The sequence below is a fragment of the Gibbsiella quercinecans genome (assembly GCF_002291425.1).
GTDB lineage: Bacteria > Pseudomonadota > Gammaproteobacteria > Enterobacterales > Enterobacteriaceae > Gibbsiella > Gibbsiella quercinecans.
On the sequence record NZ_CP014136.1, the window covers coordinates 4,557,300 to 4,580,775 of the forward strand.

19 protein-coding genes are annotated in these 23,476 nt (G+C 55.5%); 11 read left to right on the top strand and 8 right to left on the bottom strand.

Annotation, left to right across the window (positions count from 1 at the left end; genetic code table 11):
* Positions 1-87: 87 nt before the first annotated feature.
* Positions 88-1,488, bottom strand: a complete 1,401-nt coding sequence (gene asnS / locus ACN28Q_RS20750) for an asparagine--tRNA ligase (protein WP_095848078.1) — start codon at positions 1,486-1,488, stop codon at positions 88-90.
* Positions 1,489-1,693: 205 nt separating this feature from the next.
* Positions 1,694-2,899, bottom strand: a complete 1,206-nt coding sequence (gene pncB / locus ACN28Q_RS20755; protein WP_095848079.1) for a nicotinate phosphoribosyltransferase — start codon at positions 2,897-2,899, stop codon at positions 1,694-1,696.
* Positions 2,900-3,366: 467 nt separating this feature from the next.
* On the opposite strand from pncB, the gene pepN reads away from it, so the two are divergent.
* Positions 3,367-5,982, top strand: a complete 2,616-nt coding sequence (pepN, locus tag ACN28Q_RS20760) for an aminopeptidase N (protein WP_095848080.1) — start codon at positions 3,367-3,369, stop codon at positions 5,980-5,982.
* A gap of 202 nt (positions 5,983-6,184) precedes the next feature.
* Positions 6,185-6,643 (top strand): IS200/IS605 family transposase, encoded by a 459-nt coding sequence (tnpA, locus tag ACN28Q_RS20765; protein ID WP_145957814.1) that lies wholly within the window; start codon positions 6,185-6,187, stop codon positions 6,641-6,643.
* A 110-nt stretch (positions 6,644-6,753) separates the two neighbouring features.
* Here tnpA and ssuB read toward each other — a convergent pair whose 3' ends face one another.
* Genes ssuB through ssuE form a run of 3 tightly spaced genes read right to left on the bottom strand, consistent with a single transcriptional unit; the run spans position 6,754 to position 8,940 of the window.
* Positions 6,754-7,521, bottom strand: coding sequence for an aliphatic sulfonates ABC transporter ATP-binding protein (ssuB, locus tag ACN28Q_RS20770; RefSeq protein WP_095848081.1), 768 nt, complete (start codon positions 7,519-7,521; stop codon positions 6,754-6,756).
* On the bottom strand, positions 7,518-8,312 hold the full coding sequence (gene ssuC / locus ACN28Q_RS20775) for an aliphatic sulfonate ABC transporter permease SsuC (protein WP_095848082.1): 795 nt from the start codon (positions 8,310-8,312) through the stop codon (positions 7,518-7,520). Before ssuC ends, ssuB begins: the two co-directional genes overlap by 4 nt.
* 49 nt (positions 8,313-8,361) lie before the next feature.
* Positions 8,362-8,940, bottom strand: coding sequence for an NADPH-dependent FMN reductase (gene ssuE / locus ACN28Q_RS20780; RefSeq protein WP_095848083.1), 579 nt, complete (start codon positions 8,938-8,940; stop codon positions 8,362-8,364).
* A gap of 282 nt (positions 8,941-9,222) precedes the next feature.
* On the opposite strand from ssuE, the gene pyrD reads away from it, so the two are divergent.
* Positions 9,223-10,233: a quinone-dependent dihydroorotate dehydrogenase gene (gene pyrD, locus ACN28Q_RS20785; protein ID WP_095848084.1), complete on the top strand. Its 1,011-nt coding sequence runs from the start codon at positions 9,223-9,225 to the stop codon at positions 10,231-10,233.
* Between the two features lie 174 nt (positions 10,234-10,407).
* Entirely contained in the window at positions 10,408-10,959 is a 552-nt protein-coding gene (locus ACN28Q_RS20790) for a cell division protein ZapC (protein WP_095848085.1), read from the top strand.
* Here ACN28Q_RS20790 and ACN28Q_RS20795 read toward each other — a convergent pair.
* Complete coding sequence (locus tag ACN28Q_RS20795) at positions 10,956-12,059, bottom strand: YcbX family protein (RefSeq protein ID WP_095848086.1); 1,104 nt, start codon at positions 12,057-12,059, stop codon at positions 10,956-10,958. The two genes, ACN28Q_RS20790 and ACN28Q_RS20795, sit on opposite strands and share 4 nt — an antisense overlap.
* Positions 12,060-12,161: 102 nt before the next feature.
* On the opposite strand from ACN28Q_RS20795, the gene rlmKL reads away from it, so the two are divergent.
* The 6 genes from rlmKL (at position 12,162) to rmf (ending at position 20,196) form a co-directional block, all read left to right on the top strand.
* Entirely contained in the window at positions 12,162-14,282 is a 2,121-nt protein-coding gene (rlmKL, locus tag ACN28Q_RS20800; RefSeq protein ID WP_095849126.1) for a bifunctional 23S rRNA (guanine(2069)-N(7))-methyltransferase RlmK/23S rRNA (guanine(2445)-N(2))-methyltransferase RlmL, read from the top strand.
* A 2-nt stretch (positions 14,283-14,284) separates the two neighbouring features.
* Positions 14,285-16,189, top strand: a complete 1,905-nt coding sequence (locus ACN28Q_RS20805; protein WP_095848087.1) for an ABC transporter ATP-binding protein — start codon at positions 14,285-14,287, stop codon at positions 16,187-16,189.
* Positions 16,190-16,259: 70 nt separating this feature from the next.
* On the top strand, positions 16,260-17,558 hold the full coding sequence (gene pqiA, locus ACN28Q_RS20810) for a membrane integrity-associated transporter subunit PqiA (RefSeq protein ID WP_095848088.1): 1,299 nt from the start codon (positions 16,260-16,262) through the stop codon (positions 17,556-17,558).
* A gap of 1 nt (position 17,559) precedes the next feature.
* Positions 17,560-19,206 (top strand): intermembrane transport protein PqiB, encoded by a 1,647-nt coding sequence (gene pqiB / locus ACN28Q_RS20815; RefSeq protein WP_095848089.1) that lies wholly within the window; start codon positions 17,560-17,562, stop codon positions 19,204-19,206.
* The gene (gene pqiC, locus ACN28Q_RS20820) at positions 19,203-19,760 is read left to right on the top strand and encodes a membrane integrity-associated transporter subunit PqiC (RefSeq protein WP_095848090.1); all 558 of its coding nucleotides are present in this window, start codon (positions 19,203-19,205) and stop codon (positions 19,758-19,760) included. The genes pqiB and pqiC overlap by 4 nt, the downstream gene beginning before the upstream one ends.
* Before the next feature lie 268 nt (positions 19,761-20,028).
* Positions 20,029-20,196, top strand: a complete 168-nt coding sequence (gene rmf, locus ACN28Q_RS20825; protein ID WP_095848091.1) for a ribosome modulation factor — start codon at positions 20,029-20,031, stop codon at positions 20,194-20,196.
* 220 nt (positions 20,197-20,416) lie between these two features.
* Here the strand turns inward: rmf and fabA are convergent, their stop codons facing one another.
* Entirely contained in the window at positions 20,417-20,935 is a 519-nt protein-coding gene (gene fabA, locus ACN28Q_RS20830; RefSeq protein ID WP_095848092.1) for a bifunctional 3-hydroxydecanoyl-ACP dehydratase/trans-2-decenoyl-ACP isomerase, read from the bottom strand.
* A gap of 68 nt (positions 20,936-21,003) precedes the next feature.
* The gene (locus ACN28Q_RS20835) at positions 21,004-22,749 is read right to left on the bottom strand and encodes an AAA family ATPase (RefSeq protein ID WP_095848093.1); all 1,746 of its coding nucleotides are present in this window, start codon (positions 22,747-22,749) and stop codon (positions 21,004-21,006) included.
* A 209-nt stretch (positions 22,750-22,958) separates the two neighbouring features.
* Between ACN28Q_RS20835 and matP the strand changes: the two genes are divergently transcribed.
* Positions 22,959-23,417 (top strand): macrodomain Ter protein MatP, encoded by a 459-nt coding sequence (gene matP, locus ACN28Q_RS20840; RefSeq protein WP_095848094.1) that lies wholly within the window; start codon positions 22,959-22,961, stop codon positions 23,415-23,417.
* Positions 23,418-23,476: the final 59 nt, after the last annotated feature.

The window sequence follows — 23,476 nt, forward strand, 5'->3', positions numbered from 1 at the left end:
AAAGTCAAGTATAGAAAATGCGAAAGGCCAGCTGAGCTGGCCTTTATTTTGTAACTAAAAGGTATGTTGTCTGTTTGGTTTTAGCAATCAGAACGTTGCGTTTCGCGGCGTACGTGGGAAAGGAATCACGTCTCGCACGTTTTGCACACCGGTAACATAAGCAACCAGGCGCTCAAAGCCCAAACCAAAGCCTGAATGAGGAACCGTGCCGTAACGGCGCAAATCGCGGTACCACCAATAATCTTCTTTGTTCAGGCCCATCTCTTCCATGCGGCTATCTAACACCGCCAGGCGTTCTTCACGCTGAGAACCGCCAATGATCTCGCCGATGCCAGGTGCCAAAACGTCCATTGCCGCCACGGTTTTGCCGTCTTCGTTCATACGCATATAAAACGCTTTAATATCTTTCGGGTAGTTTTTCACTACCACCGGCGCTTTAAAGTGTTGCTCCGCCAGATAGCGTTCATGTTCAGAAGAAAGATCGATGCCCCAGGATACCGGGTTCTCGAATTTTTGGCCGGAAGCCAACAAAATCTCAACGGCTTCGGTGTAGTCCACCTGGGCGAAATCAGAAGAAACAAAGCGCGACAAACGTTCAACGGCATCTTTATCCACGCGCTCGGCAAAGAACTGCATATCATCAGCACGTTCATTCAGCACGGCCTGGAAGACATATTTCAGCAGATTTTCCGCCAGCCCGGCGATGTCTTCCAGCGTGGCGAAGGCGACTTCAGGCTCGATCATCCAAAACTCCGCCAGGTGGCGGCTGGTGTTGGAGTTTTCGGCACGGAAGGTCGGGCCAAAGGTGTAAATTTTAGACAGCGCGCAGGCATAGGCTTCACCGTTCAACTGGCCGGATACGGTCAGGAACGCTTCTTTGCCGAAGAAATCCTCGCTGAAGTCAACGGCGCCTTTATCGTCACGCGGCAGGTTTTGCAGATCCAGCGTAGAAACGCGGAACATTTCGCCGGCGCCTTCGGTATCAGAGGCGGTGATCAACGGGGTGGATACCCAGAAGTAACCATTTTCATGGAAGAAACGGTGAATAGCCTGGGCCAGCGTGTGGCGCACACGGGCCACTGCGCCGATCAGGTTGGTGCGTGGGCGCAAGTGGGCGACTTCGCGCAGGTATTCGATGCTGTGGCGTTTGGCCGCCATCGGGTAGGTATCCGGATCGTCAACCATACCGACGACTTTTACCGCGGTTGCCTGTAGCTCAAAGCTTTGGCCGCCACCGGGTGAGGCCACGACTTTACCGCTGACTTCCACGGAGCAGCCGGTGGTCAGATGCAGCACTTCATCCTGGTAATTGGGCAGAGAATTATTAACAACGGCCTGTAACGGATTAAAGCAGGAGCCGTCATAAACGGCGAGGAAGGAGATACCAGCTTTAGAATCTCTCCGGGTACGTACCCAACCGCGCACCGTGACTTCACTGTCAACCGGGGCACGGCCTTGCAGTACGTCGACTACAGGCACTACGCTCATAGATTTCTCTCTTTATAGGTTTTTGGTTCAGGAATAGCTAACAACCCCATAGTATGGGAGCCTCACTATGTTACTTGCCGCGGTGCAGAGCACAAGTAGAAATCGCCAAATCGGTGCAACATTTCGCATGCCCGTGCAGGGCAAATGAGCACAGCTATATAAAGGAAGTGAAAAGCCGGCGTGCGGGTGCCGCCGGCTGGGGGGATCAACTGGCTTTCTTCACCAACGGCAGATCAAAGGCTTTACGCAACGCCTTGACGAAGGCTTTGTCCTGGCAGATGGTTTTCCCCGGGCTGTCCGACAGTTTGGCCACCGGTTTGCCTTTGCATTCCACCAGCTTAATGACGATATTCAGCGGTTTCACGCCGGGGATATCGCAGGTCAGGTGGGTGCCGATACCAAACACCAGGTTGACGCGCCGATCGAAATGGCGGTAAAGCGCCAGCGCCTTGTCCAGATCCAGGTTGTCGGAGAACACCAGCGTTTTATTCAGTGGATCAATATCCAGTTTTTGATAATGGGCGATGGCTTTTTCGCCCCAGGCGAAAGGATCCCCCGAGTCATGGCGCAAGCCCTGATAGCGCTGGGCGAACTGTTGGCCAAAGTCGCGCAGGAACGCATCCATTGTGATGCAATCGGTGAGCGCAATCCCCAACTGGTCGGGATATTCATCCACCCACGCCTGCAGCGCCGCACGCTGGCTGTTGGCCAGCACTGGGCTGATTTGCTGATGGGCCTGGAACCATTCATGCGCCTGCGTGCCGACGGGCGTGAGCTGCAGTTGGTGCGCCAGATCGTAGTTGCTGGTGCCGATAAAATAAGGAAATTCCGCTTTCAGCGTACTGACGATGGCTTTTTGTACGCCGTGGGAAAAACGGCGGCGGGTACCGAAGTCCATCAGTTTAAAGCGCGAAATATCCAGATCGGCCGTCACCTGCTGGAAATGCTCCAGTTTGGTGCGCAGACGATCGGTTGCCATCTCTGTGGTCACCTGCGGTGAACGGTGGCGATGCACCACTTCGCTGATTAATGCCAGCAACGGCACTTCCCACAGGATCACCTCGCGCCACGGCCCGGCGATGCGGATATGCAGGCGGCCGTGTTGATTGGTCACCTGCACCTGCTGCGGATCGTAGCGGAAATTGCGTAGCCAGCTAAGGTAATCCTGGCGGAAAAAGGGCAGCGTCGAAAGATAGCGACTTTCGGCTTCAGTCAGCGCCAGTTCACTCATCAGCGCAATCTGCTCGCGGATTTCACCGGCATACTCACCCAGCAATTCATCGCCGCGGCAACGGAACTCGGCCGCCACGGTAACCGCAGGGTAGCGGTGGAACACCGCTTGCTGCATATGAAGCTTGTAGGCATCGGTATCAAGCAACGATGTCAAAATTGGGGAAGCGTATTGAGTCATATGCGTTACAGCATCCTCGTCAGGCGCGTGTCCAAATCCGGCGCAATATAAAAATTTTGCAGGAGTATACCCGGATTATTCTGTGATTGAAGCCCCATGACACCACAAATCGCCAGAGCGGGTCGAGGATTAAACGTGCCGTTTTCTCGCCGGCGCCAGGGGGGCTGGCATAAAAGCCAAGTAAACCAGTCAGGTGGCGAACTTAGCTTATTTAGTAATAGAAATTATAGTGTTAATTATTTTAAACACTACATCTAACGAAAAATATTTACGCGGGAAGGCAGATGGCGGCCCCTTGAAAGGCGGCCGATCGGTTAGCCTGCTCCGGCTCTGGGTTTTTTCTGTGGCTGTGATACAGTTTGTTTACAATCAGGCACATTACTGCTGCACTGCGTTCTGGTCAGCCGAAACGCCCGCGCGGTTGATGGTGCCGGGACTCCCGTAATTCCGGAATAAGAAGGTTTTTTATGACTCAGCAGCCTCGGGCGAAGTATCGCCACGACTATCGCGCACCTGACTATACCATTACCGATCTTGATTTGAATTTTGAGTTGGATGCCACCACCACCCAGGTGACGGCCGTCAGCCAGGTTAAGCGCCAGGGCGCCGCCGGTGCCCCGTTGATTCTGGATGGCGAAGATCTGGCGCTGGTAAGCCTGCAGATTGACGGGCAGGACTGGAGCCATTACCGCCAGCAGGAGAATACGCTGGTGGTTGAGCAACTGCCGGCGCAGTTCACGCTGACCATCGTTACGGATATTCACCCGGCGCAAAACAGCGCGCTGGAAGGGCTTTACCTGTCGGGCGATGCGCTGTGCACCCAGTGTGAGGCCGAAGGTTTCCGCCATATCACGTATTATCTCGATCGGCCGGACGTGCTGGCCCGCTTTAGCACGCGCATTGTGGCCGACAAGGCCAAATACCCCTTCCTGCTTTCCAATGGCAACCGCGTGGCGCAGGGCGAACTGGACGATGGCCGCCACTGGGTGCAGTGGCAGGATCCTTTCCCGAAGCCTTGCTACCTGTTTGCGCTGGTGGCGGGGGACTTTGACGTCCTGCGGGATACTTTCATCACCCGCTCCGGGCGCGACGTGGCGCTGGAGCTGTTTGTCGATCGCGGCAATCTGGATCGCGCCGGCTGGGCGATGACCTCGCTGAAAAATGCGATGAAGTGGGACGAAACGCGCTTCGGCCTGGAATACGATCTCGATATCTATATGATCGTCGCGGTGGATTTCTTCAATATGGGCGCCATGGAAAACAAGGGGTTAAATGTATTTAACTCCAAATATGTGCTGGCCAAGGCGGAAACCGCCACGGACAAGGATTACCTGAATATTGAAGCGGTCATCGGCCATGAATACTTCCACAACTGGACCGGTAACCGCGTTACCTGCCGCGACTGGTTCCAGCTTAGCCTGAAAGAGGGGCTAACGGTCTTTCGCGATCAGGAATTCAGTTCCGATCTCGGCTCGCGGGCGGTCAACCGCATCAATAATGTGCGAGTGATGCGCGGCGCGCAGTTTGCCGAAGACGCCAGCCCGATGGCGCACGCCATCCGGCCGGATAAAGTGATCGAAATGAACAACTTCTATACCCTGACGGTCTATGAGAAGGGCGCGGAAGTGATCCGAATGATGCATACCCTGTTGGGCGAAGAGAACTTCCAGAAAGGGATGCAGCTCTATTTTGAACGCCATGACGGCAGCGCCGCCACCTGCGATGATTTTGTGCAGGCGATGGAAGACGCCTCCAATGTCGATCTGTCGCTGTTCCGCCGTTGGTACAGCCAGGCCGGCACGCCAGTGCTGACGGTGCGCGATGAATACGACGCCGAGAAGCAACAGTATCGCCTGCATGTCAGCCAGCAAACGCCGCCAACGGCGGAACAGCCGGAAAAGCTGCCGCTCCATATTCCGCTGGATATTGAACTGTATGGCAGTGAAGGCCAGGTGATTGCGCTGCAGAAAGACGGTCAGCCGGTCAACAACGTGCTGAATGTCACCCAGGCGGAGCAGACCTTTATTTTTGACGGCGTCGAGCAAAAACCGGTGGTGTCGCTGCTGCAGGAATTTTCTGCGCCGGTGAAGCTGGACTACCCGTACAGCGATCGGCAACTGACCTTCCTGATGCAGCACGCGCGCAACGACTTCGCCCGTTGGGATGCCGCACAGAGCCTGCTGGCGACCTATATCAAGCTTAACGTCGCCAAATATCAGCAGCAACAGCCGCTGTCGCTGCCGTTGCACGTGGTGGATGCATTCCGCGCCGTATTGCTGGATGAGATACTCGATCCGGCGTTGGCGGCGCAGATCCTGACGCTGCCGACGGAGAGCGAGATCGCCGAGTTGTTCACTACCATTGATCCGCAAGCGATCGCTGCGGTGCGTACCGCCATGACCCGCTGCCTGGCGGATGAAATGGCGGATGAATGGCTGGCCGTCTACCACGCCAACAAAACGGCGGGTTATCGCGTCGAGCATGGGGATATCGCCAAACGCGCCTTGCGCAACGTTTGCCTGAACTATCTGGCGTTTGGCGAAGTGGCGTTGGCCGATAAGCTGGTGGTGCAGCAATTCCGGCAGGCCGATAATATGACCGATTCGCTGGCCGCGCTGTCGGCGGCGGTCAGCGCGCAGCTGCCGTGCCGTGATGAACTGATGGCGGCGTTTGACGAACGCTGGCATCAGGATGGACTGGTAATGGATAAATGGTTTGTGCTGCAGGCTACCAGCCCGGAGGCCAACGTATTGGCCAAGGTGCGCAGCCTGCTGCAACACCGCTCATTCAGCCTGAGCAACCCGAACCGTCTGCGCGCGTTGATTGGCGCTTTCGCCTCGGCCAACCCAGCGTCGTTCCATGCGGCGGATGGCAGCGGCTACCAGTTCCTGGCGGAGATCTTGAGCGATTTGAACACGCGTAATCCGCAGGTGGCCGCGCGGCTGATTGAACCGTTGATCCGCCTCAAACGTTACGATGCCTCGCGCCAAGCGCTGATGCGCAGCGCACTGGAACAGCTGAAAGGGTTGGAAAACCTGTCAGGCGATCTGTACGAGAAAATCACCAAAGCGTTGGAAGCCTAAACGCAGAGCGCCTTAGGGTGATGAAGGAAAGGGCGGCACATTCGTGGGCCGCCCTTTTTGTCTATGGAAAACCCCCAGCTAGGCTGGGGGTTCCGGAAAGCTTTCAGCTTTAAGCCAGTTATTAAAACCCCTTTTGATTTGTTAAAACATCTTGCGGTCTGGCAACTGCAAAAGTTCAACAAGAAATCAAAAGGGGGTCCCAATGGGGGACGAAAAGAGCTTAGCGCACACCCGATGGAACTGTAAATATCACATAGTTTTTGCGCCAAAATACCGAAGACAAGCGTTCTACGGAGAGAAACGTCTGGCGATAGGCAGTATCTTAAGAAAGCTATGTGAGTGGAAAAATGTACGGATCCTGAAAGCTGAATGCTGCGCAGATCATATCCATATGCTTGTGGAAATCCCGCCCAAAATGAGCGTATCTGGCTTTATGGGATATCTGAAAGGGAAAAGCAGTCTGATGCTTTATGAGCAGTTTGGAGATCTGAAATTCAAATACAGAAACAGGGAGTTCTGGTGCCGGGGGTACTACGTAGATACGGTGGGGAAGAACACCGCGAAGATACAGGAATACATAAAGCACCAACTTGAAGAGGATAAAATGGGCGAGCAGTTATCGATCCCTTACCCGGGCAGCCCGTTTACGGGCCGTAAGTAACGGAGTCTGATGCAAATGTCAGATCGTATGCGCCTGTTAGGGCGCGGCTGGTAACAGAGCCTTATAGGCGCATCAGAAAAACCTCCGGCTATGCCGGAGGATATTTATTTTTAATTGGCCAGGCGTTGAGCCGGCGCTACGGTGGGGGTCAGCACCCGGTCGAGCACGGTGGCCTCCAGCTCGGCCAGTTTGGCGGAGCCCTTGCGGCGTGGGCGCGGCAGATCGATAGTTAAATCCAACCCAACGTTGCCTTCCTCAATTAAAATCACCCGATCGGCCAGGGCGATCGCTTCACTGACGTCGTGCGTCACCAGCAAGACGGTAAAGCCGTGCTGTTGCCACAGGCTTTCAATCAGCCCCTGCATCTCAATGCGCGTCAGGGCATCCAGCGCCCCCAAAGGCTCATCCAGCAATAACAGGCGGGGGCGATGGATCAACGCTCTGGCCAGCGCGACGCGCTGTTTCTGGCCGCCGGAGAGCGCGCTGGGCCACTCGTTGGCGCGGTCGGCCAGGCCCACAGCTTCCAACGCCTGCAATGCGGCCTCGCGCCAGTTGCCGCGCAGGCCAAGGCCAACGTTGTCGATAACCTTTTTCCACGGCAGCAGGCGCGCATCCTGGAACATCAGGCGGGTATCGTTTTTCACGCTGCTGAGTGGGGCGTTGCCGCTTAACAGCGCGCCGCCGCTGGCGGTTTCCAGCCCGGCCATCAGGCGCAACAGCGTACTTTTACCGCAGCCGCTGCGGCCAACGACGGCGACAAACTGGCCGGCGGTAATGCGCAGTTGAATATTGTCGAGCACGGTGCGGTTACCGTACCGTTTGGCGATCGATTCCAGGGTGACTGGCGTGCCTTGTGGGATGCGGGCAGGGGTACTCATGACGCTTCACCTTGTTTCAGTTGGTAAGCCGGATGCCAGCGTAGCCAAACGCGCTCCAGGAGTTGAGCGCTGACGTCGGCCAATTTGCCGAGCAGGGCATACAGGACGATTGCCACCACCACGATGTCGGTTTGCAAGAATTCTCTGGCGTTCATCGCCAGATAGCCGATGCCGGAGTTGGCGGAAATGGTTTCGGCCACGATCAGCGTCAGCCACATAAAGCCGAGGGCAAAGCGCACGCCCACCATAATAGAGGGTAGGGCGCCGGGCAGCACGACCTGAGTGAATAACTGGAAGCCGCTTAGCCCGTAGCTGCGAGCCATTTCCAGCAGACCGCGATCGATATTTTTGATCCCGTGATAGGTGTTGAGATAAATCGGGAACAGGGTGCCAAGGGCCACCAGGAAGATCTTCGCGGATTCGTCGATGCCGAACCACAGGATCACCAGTGGGATCAACGCTAAATGCGGCACGTTGCGGATCATTTGGATAGAACTGTCGAGCAGGCGCTCACCCCAGCGTGACAACCCGGTAATAAAGCCCAGGGTCAATCCCAGGCTGCCGCCGATGCTAAAACCGATCAGGGCGCGCCAGGTGCTGATTGACAGGTGTTGCCACAGTTCGCCGCTTTTCGCCAATGCCCAAAAGGCGGTGATCACCGCGCTGGGCGCCGGCAGGATACGGTTTGACAGCCAGCCGGCTTCGACCGCGATTTGCCACAGCACGATCAGCGTTACCGGCAAGGCCCAGGGGGCCAACCGGTGCAGTATACGCGTAGTATTACTCGCCATGTTTGGGCTCCTCAGCGTTAAGGCTCATGATAGTGTTCCCCGTGGCGCATTACGCCGATTGGCCGGTCAGTAATGCCGAGGGGGCCCTGGCCGTGACGGGGTGACGGCGGCCCAAGGCCAGATACAGGCTTTCCAGCGCTTCTTCCAGGCGCGCCGCTACGCCTTCCTGCAGTTGGATATCGTCGCCGTTTTGTAATACCTGGCTGTCGTCGGCAAACACGCCGTGCAGAACTTCCTGCGCTTTGAGCGCCGCCAGTACGGGTTTCAGGGCGTAGTCCACGGCCAGCATATGCCCAATGGAACCCCCGGTTGCCAGCGGCAACACCACTTTATGATCCAGCGCGCGCTCCGGCAGCAGATCCAATAGGGTTTTCAGTGCACCGGAAAACGACGCTTTATAAACGGGCGTGGCGATCAGTAAACCGTCGGCTTGCGCCAACTGCGCGGTAAATGCCTTGATTTGTGGGCTATTAAAGTTGGCGTACAGCAAATCTTCAGCGTCAAAATCGTGCAAGGTATAGGCGATCACTTCCACCCCACGCTGTTGCAGCCATTTTTGCCCCAGGGTGAGCAGTGCTGCTGAACGAGAGGGGAGACGAGGGCTACCCGCCAGTGATATAACCCGCATGACGACTCCTTATAACTAAAAGTTAGGTTTAATCAGAAAATGTTTATGAAGTGTTTTAAAACTACCAGCAAAGTAGGGCGTTGTTTAAATCTCTTTTTTTAATTTTGTTATGAGTTAGTTGGGATTAGGTTGCTCGCATGATGGGGTTGTTAATCTGTCGGCAGGGAGAAGGCGAGAAATGACGCGATGAACACGCGATTTTTTGCCCTGAATCAATTCCAATTGGCGCTGGGATCCCGGATAATACGCCCCCGGTCTGCAACCGGGAAATCAGGAGAGTACATGTACTACCCCCTCGTCAGGAAAGCGCTATTCCAGTTCGATCCAGAGCGCGCGCATGAATTAACCTTCCAACAGCTGCGCCGTATTACCGGCACCCCGCTTGAGTTTCTGGTCCGCCAGTCCGTGCCGACAAAGCCGGTAAACTGTATGGGGCTCTCATTTAAAAATCCGTTAGGGCTGGCCGCCGGCCTGGATAAAGACGGTGACTGTATCGATGCCCTGGGCGCGATGGGCTTCGGCTCTATTGAGGTAGGAACGGTCACGCCGCGCCCTCAGCCAGGTAATGAAAAGCCCCGCTTGTTTCGCATTGTCGAAGCGGAAGGCCTGATAAACCGAATGGGCTTTAATAATCATGGGGTGGATAACCTGGTCGAGAACGTTAAAAAATCCCACTTCGGCGGCATTCTTGGGATTAATATTGGCAAGAATAAAGACACCCCGGTTGAGCAAGGAAAAGATGATTATCTGATCTGCATGGATAAGATCTATCCTTATGCTGGCTATATTGCGATCAATATATCTTCCCCTAACACCCCCGGTTTAAGATCCTTGCAGTACGGTGAAGCGCTGGACGATCTTTTAGCGGCGATCAAAAATAAGCAGGCAGAGCTGAATGCCCGCCATCATAAATATGTCCCCGTGGCGGTAAAGATCGCGCCGGATCTTTCTGAAGAAGAATTGATCCAAATAGCCGATAGTCTGGTGCGCCATAATATTGACGGTGTGATTGCAACCAACACCACGCTGGATCGTAAATTGGTGCAGGGCCTTAATCACTGCGAACAAACCGGGGGCTTGAGCGGCCGTCCATTACAGTCAAGCAGCACCGAAGTGATACGCCGTTTATCGCAAGAGCTTCAGGGGCGTTTGCCTATCATCGGCGTTGGCGGTATTGATTCGCTGATGGCCGCGCGTGAAAAAGTGGCTGCGGGCGCTTCGCTGATACAAATTTATTCCGGGTTTATTTTCCGTGGCCCAGGTTTGATTAAAGATATCGTTACCCATATCTAATATTTTTCCTTTCATACCGTGCTGGGGGTTTATTTCTGCTCCCGGCTCGTTTATATTTTGTTCGTTGGCATAAATATTGTTCGCGGAATTATCCGATGTTTAAGCGACATTGGCGATGTTAGCATCGTCGCTTGGGGTAAATACGGCGTTGGCTCGAGGCGAAAAGGATAACTAATGAAGATAAAACCTGACGATAATTGGCGTTGGTATTTTGACGCTGAACACGATCGGCTAATGCTCGATTTGGCTAATGGTATGATCTTCCGTTCGCGTTTTCCGGCAAAAATGCTAACCCCGGATGCGTTTGCTGAATGCGCTTTTTGCGTTGACGACGCGGCGCTTTATTTCACCTATGACGAGCAATGCAAACAAATTAACCTGAGCAACGAGCAGCGGGCCGAATTGGTATTGAACGCGCTGGTGGCCTTTCGCTTCCTCAAACCGTTGATGCCCAAAAGTTGGCACTTCTCGCAGCAACATTTTCCGCTGCAGCCGAAAAACGGCGAACTGGCGGCGGTGAAGGTAATGGCCAGTAATGAAGAAGCTCGCCTGTTGGTGGTGGAAGCCGGCGATAACGCCAGCCTGTGCCTGCTGGCGCAGGGTCAACTGTCGCTGGCGGGCCGCACCATGATTTTGGGTGATGCCATCAAGGTCATGCACGATCGCCTCAAACCCTATGAGCAGGCCAACGCCGCTCCCCGCGCCTCGCTGCGTAATACGGCTTAAGCCAGCTTCAGATCGCTTTCCGGTATGCAACTGCATGCCAGTATGGTGCCATCCGCCGCCACGGCGCTTTTCTTCAACGGTGCGACTTTGCCGCTGAGCAACGCCATATGGCAGCTGCCGCAAACGCCCGCGCGGCAGGAATAGGGGATGCGGATGCCTTGTTGTTCCAACTGTTCCAGCAGGATTTGCTGGTTATTGCCCTGAAAGATCTTCCCTGCGTATTCAATCGTGACCGGCCGTTCGCGCTGCTGCGGCGCCTGTACGCTCTCGACGACCTTCCCTCTGCCATAGGGGCGTGGCGGCTTCAGGGCCAAGACATCGACCGTATCCCCCACGCGAATAATACCGCTGGTGCGTGCAATCATGTTCTGGCCAAAATCCACATCGCCGTTATCGGCGGTACGGAATTGCTGTAACGTGCTCAGGGGCTCACCGCTTGGATGTTTGCGCCCGCGTTCGGTGCTGACGGTGGTCAGTACACAGCGGCTGCACGGTTTCACCAGGTCAAAAATAACATTGCCGATACGAATAGTTTGCCAACCGTCTTCGGCCCAGGCCGCGGTACCGCTTATCACCAGGTTCGGCCTGAACTGTTCCATTTTAACGCTGCTGGGGCAGCGCTGCTGCACATCATGCAATGAGGCTTCATTGGCCAGCAAAAAGGGATAACCGTCGGCAAAAGAGAGCGGAACTTCGGGGTGTTTTTTTACCCGGCGGGTGAGCTCCGGCCCCAGCCAGCGTAGCTGTACGCTGCGGCGGAAATAGCCGCTAAGCCACTGATTCACCGCCGGTGGCGCGATTAGCGCGGTGAAGTGGTTACCCCATACTTCAGTGGGGTGTGCTTGCCGGCTAAAATCGCTGAAGCGGATAGTCATGCTTTCGCCGTCCGGCGCGTTTAAATGCAGGCCATCGGCCAGCAGCGCCGGCGTGAACAGCACCATTTGCGGGTATTGGCGTGCGGTGATAAAAGTGCCGTCCGGCTCGGTGACCATAAACGAACGATCAAATGCCAGCCCTTGGTGCGCAACCTGCGCATGGGAGAGCTGCAAACCACGTAGCGATTTGACCGGATGGACATAAAGACGCGAAAGTGTAATCACCTTATCTCCGTGTGATTATTAAATAGAAAGAGGCAACTTTATGACAAGCGGTCTGGATTAGCTATAATGCGCAACAATTTTCTTTTTGGTGATAAGTACGATATGAACTCTCTGTTTGCCAGCACAGCGCGTGGCCTGGAAGAACTGTTAAAAAGCGAACTGGAAGCGCTTGGCGCCCATGCCTGCAAAGTGGTGCAGGGTGGGGTACATTTTCAGGGTGACGATCGTCTTCTGTACCAAAGCCTGCTGTGGAGCCGCCTGGCTTCACGTATTCTGTTGCCGCTCAACGAATTCCGTGTGCACAGCGATCTGGACCTTTACCTTGGCGTACAGGCCATTGACTGGTCAACGATCTTTAGCGTTGATGACACCTTTGCCGTGCATTTTAGCGGTGTTAATGAAGAGATCCGCAACAGCCAATATGGCGCATTGAAAGTGAAAGATGCGATCGTCGACAGTTTCACCCGCAAGCTTGATCAGCGCCCGAGCGTTGCCAAGCAACAGCCGGACATCCGCATTAACGTGTTCCTGCAGCGTGATACGGCAAGCGTCGCACTCGATCTGAGCGGTGAAGGCCTGCACCAGCGCGGCTACCGCGATCTCACCGGCCTGGCGCCGCTGAAGGAAAACTTGGCTGCGGCCATCGTGCAACGCTCCGGCTGGCAGGCGGGCATGCCGATGCTCGATCCGATGTGCGGTTCCGGCACCTTGCTGATCGAAGCGGCGATGATCGCCAGTGATCGCGCGCCGGGCCTGCAACGCCAGCACTGGGGCTTTACCGCCTGGCGCGGGCATAATGCCGAGCTATGGCGCGAACTGCTTGCCGAAGCCCAGGTGCGCGCACGCCGCGGCCTGCAGGAAACCCCCTCCCGCTTTTTCGGCTCGGATATCGATCGCCGGGTGATTGAGATTGCGCGCGCTAATGCGCGCCGCTCCGGTGTTGGCGAACTGATAACCTTTAACGTCAATGACGTCAGTAAGCTGACTAATCCGCTGCCGGACGGCCCGCAGGGCATCGTGCTGAGCAACCCGCCTTACGGCGAGCGCCTGGAAAGCGAACCGGCGCTGATTGCCCTGCATAATATGCTGGGGCGGGTGATGAAAAGCGCCTTTGGCGGTTGGCAACTCTCGTTGTTCAGCGCATCGCCGGAGCTGTTGAGTTGTCTGCAACTGCGTGCCGAGCGCCAGTTCAAGGCGAAAAACGGCCCGCTGGACTGTGTGCAGAAAAATTACCGGTTGGCGGAAACGGCGGCGGGGGGCGGCGTGCAGGTCGCGGAAGATTTCGCCAACCGCCTGCGCAAAAACCTGAAAAAACTGGATAAATGGGCCAGGCAGCAGGGCATTGAATGCTATCGTCTGTACGATGCGGATCTGCCGGAGTATAACGTAGCGGTGGATCGCTATGGCAGCAAGGTTGTGGTGCAAGAGTATGCGCCGCCGAAAACGGTGGATGCGCAGAAGGCCCGCCAGCGCCTGTTTGACGTGATCAACGCCACGATGGCGGTGCTGGAACTGTCGTCCAACCAACTGGTGATGAAAACCCGTGAGCGCCAGAAAGGCAAAAACCAGTATGAGAAGCTGGCGCAGAAGGGGGAATTTATGCTGGTGGAAGAATTCCGCGCCAAGCTATGGGTGAACCTGACGGATTATCTGGATACCGGGCTGTTTCTCGACCACCGTAATGCACGCCGCATGCTCGGGGAAATGAGCGCCGGCAAGGATTTCCTTAACCTGTTCGCCTACACCGGCACCGCCAGTGTGCACGCCGGGCTGGGGGGCGCGCGTTCCACCACCACCGTAGATATGTCGCGCACCTATCTGGAATGGGCGGAAAAGAACCTGCGGGCGAACGATCTGGTGGGCAGACAGCACCGATTGATACAGGCCGACTGCCTGTCCTGGCTGCATAATGCCAACGAACAGTTCGACGTGATTTTCATCGATCCGCCAACGTTCTCCAATTCCAAGCGGATGGAAAACACCTTTGATGTTCAGCGCGATCATCTGGCGCTGATGAAAGATTTGAAACGTTTGCTGCGCCGTAACGGGACGATTATGTTCTCCAACAACAAGCGCGGCTTCCAAATGGATCTGGCCGGTCTTGGCGCATTGGGTCTGGCGGCGAAAGAAATCACCGCTCAGACGCTGTCGCAGGATTTTGCCCGTAACCGTCAGATCCATAACTGTTGGCTGGTGACCCATGCCGGCGAAGGAAAAGAATAGTTATGTCGTTAATCAGCATGTCCGGTGCCTGGCTGTCTTTCAGCGATGCGCCGCTTTTAGATAACACTGAAATTCACATCGAAGACAACGAACGCGTTTGTCTGGTGGGGCGCAATGGCGCCGGGAAATCCACCTTGCTGAAGATCCTTGGCAAGGAAATCCCACTTGATGATGGGCGCATCGTGTATGAGCAGGATCTGATCGTCGCCCGGCTGCAACAGGATCCGCCGCGTAATATCGGCGGCACCGTGTTTGATTTTGTTGCCGAAGGCGTGGCGGAGCAGGCGGAGCACCTGAAAGCCTACCATGACATTTCCAAGCGGGTGGAGCAGGATCCGAGCGAGAAAAACCTGGCGCGCATGGCGCAGATTATGGAAGTGCTGGATCATCAGGGCCTGTGGCAACTTGATAGCCGCATCAGCGAAGTACTGGCGCAGCTTGGCCTGGACGGCAACGCCCAGCTTTCATCGCTGTCCGGCGGCTGGCTGCGTAAAGCGGCGCTTGGCCGGGCACTGGTCAGCGCACCGCGCGTGCTATTGCTGGATGAGCCAACCAACCACCTGGATATTGAAACGATCGACTGGCTGGAAGGGTTCCTGAAAGAATTCCAGGGCAGCATTGTCTTTATTTCTCACGACCGTTCATTCATCCGCAATATGGCAACGCGTATTGTGGATCTTGACCGCGGCAAACTGGTTTCCTGGCCGGGCAATTACGATCAGTACCTGCTAGGTAAAGAAGAAGCGCTGCGGGTTGAAGAATTGCAGAATGCGGAATTTGATCGCAAGTTGGCGCAGGAAGAGGTATGGATCCGCCAGGGCATCAAGGCGCGGCGCACCCGTAACGAAGGGCGCGTGCGTGCGCTGAAGGCGTTGCGTACGGAACGCTCTGAGCGGCGTGAAGTGATGGGCGCGGCCAAAATGCAGGTGGAAGAAGCGGTGCGTTCCGGCAAGATCGTGTTTGAGCTGGAAAACGTCAATTATCAGGTTGGCAATAAAGTGCTGGTGCGTGATTTCTCCGCGCAGGTGCAGCGCGGCGACAAAATAGCGCTGGTGGGCCCGAATGGCTGCGGCAAAACGACGTTGCTGAAGCTGATGCTCGGCCAACTGAAGGCCGACAGCGGGCGGGTGCACTGCGGCACCAAGCTGGAGGTGGCCTATTTTGACCAGCACCGCGCCGAGCTGGATCCAGATCGCACGGTGATGGACAACCTGGCGGAAGGCAAGCAGGAGGTGATGGTCAATGGCCGTTCCCGCCATGTGCTTGGCTATCTGCAGGACTTCCTGTTCCATCCGAAGCGCGCCATGACGCCGGTGAAGGCGTTGTCCGGCGGTGAACGTAACCGTCTGCTGTTGGCCAAGCTGTTTCTGAAGCCAAGCAACCTGCTGATCCTTGACGAACCGACCAACGATCTGGATGTTGAGACACTCGAACTGTTGGAAGAATTGATCGACAGCTACCAAGGCACCGTGCTGTTAGTGAGCCACGATCGTCAGTTTGTGGACAACTCAGTTACCGAATGTTGGATCTTCGAGGGCAATGGCGTGATCAAGGCCTTTGTCGGTGGCTATTATGATGCCCATCACCAGCGGGCGACGGCGCAGCCTATCCGCCAGGCCGCCATCAGCCAGGCCAAACCGGTTGCAGAGAAAAAAGCCGAACAGCCGAAAAAAACCGCAGCGAAGCTAAGCTACAACTTGCTGCGCGAGCTGGAACAACTGCCGCAGCGGCTGGAGCAGTTGGAGGCCGAAATTGAAACCATGCAGGCGCAGGTCAGCGATGCTGATTTCTTCTCGCGGCCGCACAGCGAGACGCAGCAGGTGTTGTCCGATCTGGCCGCGGCGGAAAAGCAGTTGGAAGAGGCATTTGCCCGCTGGGAAGAATTGGAAGCCATGAAAAACGGTTAATTGGCCGATACCGCCCACGTGCTGCAGTGGGCGGAGTTTCACCGGTAACGATGTTGCATAAAGGAGATATATGGTGTGTTCACACAGCCATCACGAGCAGCATAACGCTATAAACGCGGGCGATCGCCAGGGTGACATGATGTTATGCCCACAGTGCGATATGCTGGTGCGGCTGCCGCCGTTGGCTTATGGCTCGAAAGCGGTTTGCCCGCGCTGCCACACCGTGCTTTCAGCTCGCTGGGATGAACCGCGCAAACGGCCGATTGGCTATGCGATTAGCGCACTGTTTATGCTGGTGCTGGCCAATATTTTCCCGTTCGTCAATATGCGCGTTGCCGGCCTGAGTAATGAAATTCAACTGACGCAGATCCCACAGGTTATGCTGGCGGAAGATTACGCCAGCCTGGCCACGCTGTTTATGGTGTTCGTCCAACTGATCCCTGCATTTTGCATGCTGAGCATTATTTTGCTGTGTGGCAAAGTGCGCATGGCGCCGGTGCTGAAAAAATGGATGGCCCGCCAGCTGTTCCGCTTCAAAACCTGGTGCATGGTTGAAATCTTTCTTGCCGGGGTGCTGGTGAGTTTCGTGAAGCTGATGGCCTATGGCGATATCGGCATTGGCCCCAGTTTTATTCCCTATTGTCTGTTTTGTCTGCTGCAGGTGCGCGCTTTCCAGTGCGTCGACCGGCGTTGGCTATGGAATGATATCCAGCCGGCGCCGCACGTTGCCCTGCCGATGGCGCCTGGGCGCACCGGGTTGCGCCAGGGGCTGCGCAATTGTGCGTGCTGCGGGGCGATCCTGCCAGCCGGGCAGCAACGATGCCCGCGTTGCCACACCACGGGCTATGTGCGCCGCCGCCATAGCGTGCAGTGGACGATGGCGCTGCTTATCACCTCGATAATGCTGTATATCCCGGCCAATCTATTGCCGATTATGGTGACGGAAGCGCTGGGCAATAAAATGACGTCGACCATTATGGCCGGTGTGGTTCTGCTGTGGGGGGAAGGATCTTACCCGGTGGCGCTGGTGATTTTTATCGCCAGCATCATGGTGCCCACGTTGAAGATGCTGGCTATCGGTTGGCTCTGCTGGGATGTGAAAAATAAGCATAAGGTCAAGGCAGATAACGAACGTATGCACTTGATTTATGAGGTAGTCGAATTTGTTGGCCGTTGGTCAATGATCGACGTGTTTGTTATCGCCGTATTGTCGGCATTGGTGCGCATGGGGCAATTGATGAGTATTTATCCTGCTGCCGGGGCGCTGCTGTTTGCCATGGTCGTGATCCTTACGATGTTTGCAGCCATGACGTTTGATCCTCGTCTTACCTGGGATCGCGTAAGTGAAACAATAAAGAAGGAGCCGTAAGGTGACGGAAACTAACCATAGCGTCGCGGACGTTGAGAAGATCAAGCGCTGGTCGCCGGTGTGGATTATTCCCATCGTTACCGCGTTGATCGGTGCCTGGATCCTGTTTTACCACTTCAGCCATCAGGGGCCGGTAGTAACCTTGTACACCACCAACGCAGAAGGGTTGGAAGCGGGCAAAACCACCATCAAGAGCCGCAGTGTGGATGTCGGCATGGTGGAAAGTGTCTCGCTGAGTAAAGACTTGAGCAAGGTTTTGGTGCAGGCGCGCCTGAATGCCGGTATGGAAAAGCTGTTGCGTCAGGATAGCGCTTTCTGGGTGGTGAAACCGCAAATCGGCCGCGGTGGCGTATCCGGCCTGGGGACGCTGCTTTCTGGCGCTTATATCGAGCTACAGCCCGGCAGCAAGGGCGATGACGATAAGAGTGAGTATCAATTGCTGGACGCGCCGCCATTGGCTTCGCCGGATGCCAAAGGGCTGCGGATCCTGCTGAGCAGCGAACAATCCGGGCAGCTGAATGCCGGCGATCCGGTACTGTTCCGCGGCTACCGTGTGGGTTCGGTTGAAACCAGCCACTTCGATCCTACGTTGCGAGCCATGCGTTATCAGTTGTTTATCTCCTCGCCTTATGATCAGCTGGTTACCACCAACGTGCGCTTCTGGAAAGACAGCGGCGTGACGTTTGATATGTCGGCGCAGGGGATGCGGGTTGAAATGGGATCGCTGGCGACCTTATTTAGCGGCGGTGTCAGCTTTGATGTGCCAGAGGGCTGGGACCGTGGCGATCTTGCCAAAGCGAAGGCGGAATACCAACTGTATGACAACCAGCGCAGTATTCAGGATTCGCTGTACACGGAACACGTTGACTATCTGATGTTCTTCTCTGATTCCATACGTGGCTTGCAACCGGGAGCGCCGGTAGAGTTCCGCGGCATCCGGCTGGGGACGGTGGCGCAGGTGCCATTCTATAAAGAAGGTTTGGAGCAGCGCCTGGACAGCGACTATCGTATTCCCGTGCTGATCCGCATTGAACCGGATCGCTTCAAGAAACAGCTCGGCAAGACTTTCGATTTCCAACAGCATCTGAAAGACGCGGAAGTGCGCGGCCTGCGTGCTTCACTGAAATCGGCTAACCTGCTGACGGGGTCACTGTATATCGATCTGGACTTCGATCCGAATGCGAAAGAGTGGAAAGGCCCGCGTGAACTGTTCGGCTACCCATTGATGCCGACGGTAAGCGGCGGCCTGACGCAGATCCAGCATAAGCTGACCAACGTATTGGATAAGATCAATGCGATGCCGCTGAACCCGATGATAGAACAGGCGACCAATACGTTGGCGGAAAGCCAGCGCGTGATGCGTGAAACGCAGAACACCATGAAGTCGCTCAATGAGATTATTTCCAGCAAGTCGATGCAAGATCTGCCGCAGGATATGCAGAAAACGCTGCAGGAACTGAACCGCAGCATGAAGGGCTTCCAGCCTGGCTCACCGGCTTACAATAAGATGGTGGCTGATATGCAGCGTCTTGATCAGGTTCTGCGCGAGCTGCAGCCAGTGCTGCGCACCCTGAATGAAAAGAGTAATGCCCTGGTGTTCGAAGCCGCGGGCAGCGACGATCCACAGCCGAAGAAGGCCAAAAAATGATGAAATGGATTCCGGTAGCGTTGGCGCTGTTGCTCAGCGCCTGCAGCAGTTCTCCACAGAAGACCTACTATCAACTGCCGGCGTTAGGTTCGCCGGCCCAGGTGGAGGACACTTCGGCAACGCGCCAGCTCTGGCTGGAGCACGTTGGCGTGGCGGATTACCTGGCGCAGAATGGGATTGTCTACCAAACCAACGATGTGCAGTATGTGATTGCCCAGAACAACCTGTGGGCCAGCCCGCTGGATCAACAGCTCCAGCAGGCGCTGGTCGCCAACCTGAGCAGCGCGCTGCCAGGATGGGTGGTTTCTTCGCAGCCAATGAGCAGCGGGCAAGACGTGCTGAACGTGTCGGTAACGGGCTTCCACGGGCACCATGATGGCACGGCGGTGATCCGCGGTGAATGGGTATTGAGCCAAAATGGCCGCCTGGTGAAGAAGCCGTTTAGCCTGATGTTGAAACAGGATGCCGACGGGTACGATTCGTTGGTGCGCACTCTGGCGGCCGGGTGGCAACAGGAGGCGCAGGCGATAGCTGCGCAGGCTCGCCAGTTTTAGTCATAAGTTGTACAAAAATAACCTAAACCCCTGTCATTCTGAACAGTCATCTTTCAGGATGACAGGGGTTTTCATTACAGATCAATGTATTAACATATCCTTTCTTTTTCAGCGGGTTACTGTTTTTCTCTATGTAGCTCACAATTGTGACATTGGCGTGAAATTTGCGCGTTGATCTTCCCTCCGTTTAGCGCTATTGATGAGGTGTGGTTGTGTAAAAAGCAGCCACTGTTTTCTTTCCAGCAGACCAAAATGAGGGAAACGAGGCATGAAGAGACAAAAGCGAGATCGTTTAGAACGGGCTCAATCACGAGGCTATCAGGCAGGTCTTTCAGGGCGTTCCAGGGAACATTGTCCCTATCAATCTTTAGACGCCCGGGCAAATTGGCTGGGAGGTTGGCGACAGGCCATGGAGGACAGGGCGGTGACCGCTTAAGCGGCCCCCTGTCATGAGTAGGGAACGGCCTCCGCCTTTGCGCGGAGGCTTTCGTTTTTAGGGCCCAGAGCCATGGCGTTATGATGGGCGCGTTTATGACGCCGGTTTGGCAAACAAAGGGGCTCTATCCGCAGGCGGTGTAATAAAAGGCTGGCGTTGGGGAAGGGTAGAGAAAAACGGACGGGGCCAGTGCTGGCCACCGTCACAGGCATACCGCGGCTTAGAATGCCTCGGTGTCTTTGAACAGACCCACTTTCAGATCGTTGGCGGTATAGATCACTTTGCCGTCAACCAGCACTTCGCCATCGGCAACGCCCATGATCAACTTGCGCGTAATCACACGCTTGAAGTTAATGCGATAGGTGACTTTCTTCGCGGTTGGCAACACCTGGCCGGTGAATTTCACTTCACCCACCCCGAGCGCACGGCCTTTGCCTTCACCGCCTAACCAACCGAGGTAGAAGCCGACCAACTGCCACATAGCATCCAGGCCCAGGCAGCCAGGCATGACCGGATCGCCAATAAAGTGGCAGGCGAAAAACCACAGATCGGGATGAATATCCAGTTCGGCTTCCACATAGCCTTTGCCGTGGGAGCCGCCGTCTTCGCTCATTTTGACCACGCGGTCCATCATCAACATGTTACCTGCCGGCAACGGTGGGCCACCGGCGCCGAACAGTTCGCCACGGCCGGATGCTTCGAGGTCTTCTTTTGTATAGGAGTCGCGTTTATCTACCATGTTTTCTGTAAGCCTTAATTTAATGAATGGAGCAGATTAGCTAACACGTGTACGCTGAACAAGTCCGATCAGCCGTGGTTAAACCAGTTGAGCCAACGAAATGGCCATGGGCGCCGGCGTTCTTGCGGGTTCACTTGTGCGATGCGTTCCTGAATCACGGCCAGCAGGCTGGGCCGTTGTTCATCGGCATACGGGTAGCCGGTCAGCAACGGCAGGGCTTCTGCCACGCAGTCCACTGTCCACAGATGGAATTGCCCCTCGCGCACGGCATCGACCACATCCTGACGCAGGCACAGATGGCGCACATTGGCGGCGGGCAGAATCACCCCTTGGTTGCCGGTCAGGCCGCGGCGTTGGCACACGTCGAAGAAACCTTCGATTTTTTCATTGACGCCGCCGATGGGCTGCACGTTGCCAAATTGGTCAACGGAGCCGGTTACTGCGATTTGCTGATTGATGGGCTGCTGTGACAGCGCGCTAATCAATGCGCACAGTTCAGCCAGCGAAGCACTGTCCCCATCAACTTCACCGTAGGATTGTTCAAACACGATGGAAGCCGAAAACGGCAACTGTTGATCCAGTTCCAGTTCGGAAATCAGAAATGCCTGCATGATCATCATGCCTTTGGCATGCAGATTGCCGCCGAGTTCCGCTTTGCGCTCAACATCGGTGAATTCGCCGTCGCCAAGGTGAACGACGCAACTGATACGCGAAGGCTCGCCAAAGCTGCGCGGGTGCCCAGGGAAATCCAATACCGACAGGCCGTTGATCTGGCCGATAACTTCCCCTTCGGTTTCAATCAGGATCTGCCCCAGCTCGATATCATCCTGCATGCGTTCGGCCAGATAGCTCTCGCGCCATGCGCGCGCGTTAAGCGCCGCTTCCAGGGCATTAGCATCGATCAACGGGTTTTCGCTGTATAACGCGGCTTCAGAAATCTGTTGGTTAACCCACAGCGGGGAAAGGGGCAGGTTGCCCTGATCGCCGCTAAAGCGCACCGCCTGTGTCATCAGCGCTGGCCAGGCATCGGCGGCCAACGTTGGCAGTTGGTATTCGGCAATCAACGTATTGACGTAGCGGCACCATAGCGCCACGTCATCGTTATCGGTGAGTTGCAGATCGTCTTCATATTCGCCGTAAACGGCCTGCTCACACAGTTCCGGCTCGATATCCTGGAAATCGGCCAGGCTGTGGCGATCGCCCACCACAAGCAGGCGCAGGGCCAAAGGCATCGGCGGTATTGCCAACGGCAATGGGCGCGTCTCATCCGGCGAAACCCAGTGGAACTGGCGTTGGGTGATCATTTGCTTCAACCGCAGCCACAGCAGCGGCTGCGCCAATATTGTGCGGGCGGATAAAATCAGCACGCCGCCGTTAGCCTGATGCACCAGGCCAGGCTGCAGATGAATTTTGCCCTGATGGATGCGCACGCAGCCAAATAGCTGCTCCGGCTCCACCCATTCCTGATACAGGCAGGCGCCCCCAGCGGCAAAAGGTTCATCACTGTGGGTGGCTGGCTCAATCAGAACGGCATCGTCCTGGATCAGATAACGGCTGCCTGTCACGGTGCCAGGCGTATATAACGGCGCCACTGCACGGGCGATTAGCGCCAGGTATTCACGCGTTTCCTGGGCCTTCAGCAACATGAAGCGCGGTTGCGACTGCGGGTGGCAAAACAGCGCCAACGCATTCTCCAGCCTGGGCTGAACGGCAGCAAAAGGCAAGGGTGCCAACTGAGAGGCGGTATCAAATATCGCCTGGTAAGGCGTAACGGCAGGCAACAGAGATTGCCATTCAAGTCGGTTATTGGTCAAAGTGTTAGATGCAATCTTTAAAAAGGGAAAGAGCGATTATACAAGAATAACGCCAGCTTGATACACGCAGAGTCACCGTTGCCCGCGGTGAGTTTGACATTGTTAGACAACTGTGCAAAAAAACAGCTAAAACGGCGTCTAATTGCCAGGGAAATTTGTTGTAAAGCTGTTATGCTTATTAAAGTTACGTGGTCACTGAAGAGCACACGATGAAATATCAGCAACTGGAAAATCTTGAGAGTGGTTGGAAATGGAAATACCTGGTGAAGAAGCACCGGGAAGGGGAGCAAATTACCCGCCATATTGAAAGCAGCGCCGCGCAAGAAGCGGTCGACCAATTGCTCAAGCTGGAAAATGAACCGGTGAACGTGCTGGCATGGATTGCAGAGCACATGAACCCAGCGCTGAACAACCGGATGAAGCAGACTATCCGTGCCCGCCGCAAACGCCATTTTAACGCGGAGCATCAGCACACGCGCAAAAAATCTATCGATCTGGAGTTTTTAGTGTGGCAGCGGCTGGCCGCCTTGGCGCGTAGGCGCAATGCCACGCTGTCTGAAACGGTGGTGCAACTGATTGAAGATGCGGAGCGCAAAGAAAAATATGCCAGCCAGATGTCATTGTTAAAGCGTGACTTGAAAGCGATCCTCGGTAAGGACGAAGAGTGATGCGAGCTTAACGCCGCTGGCGTGTTAAAACGTATTATTATTTGAGCCAAAAAAAACCC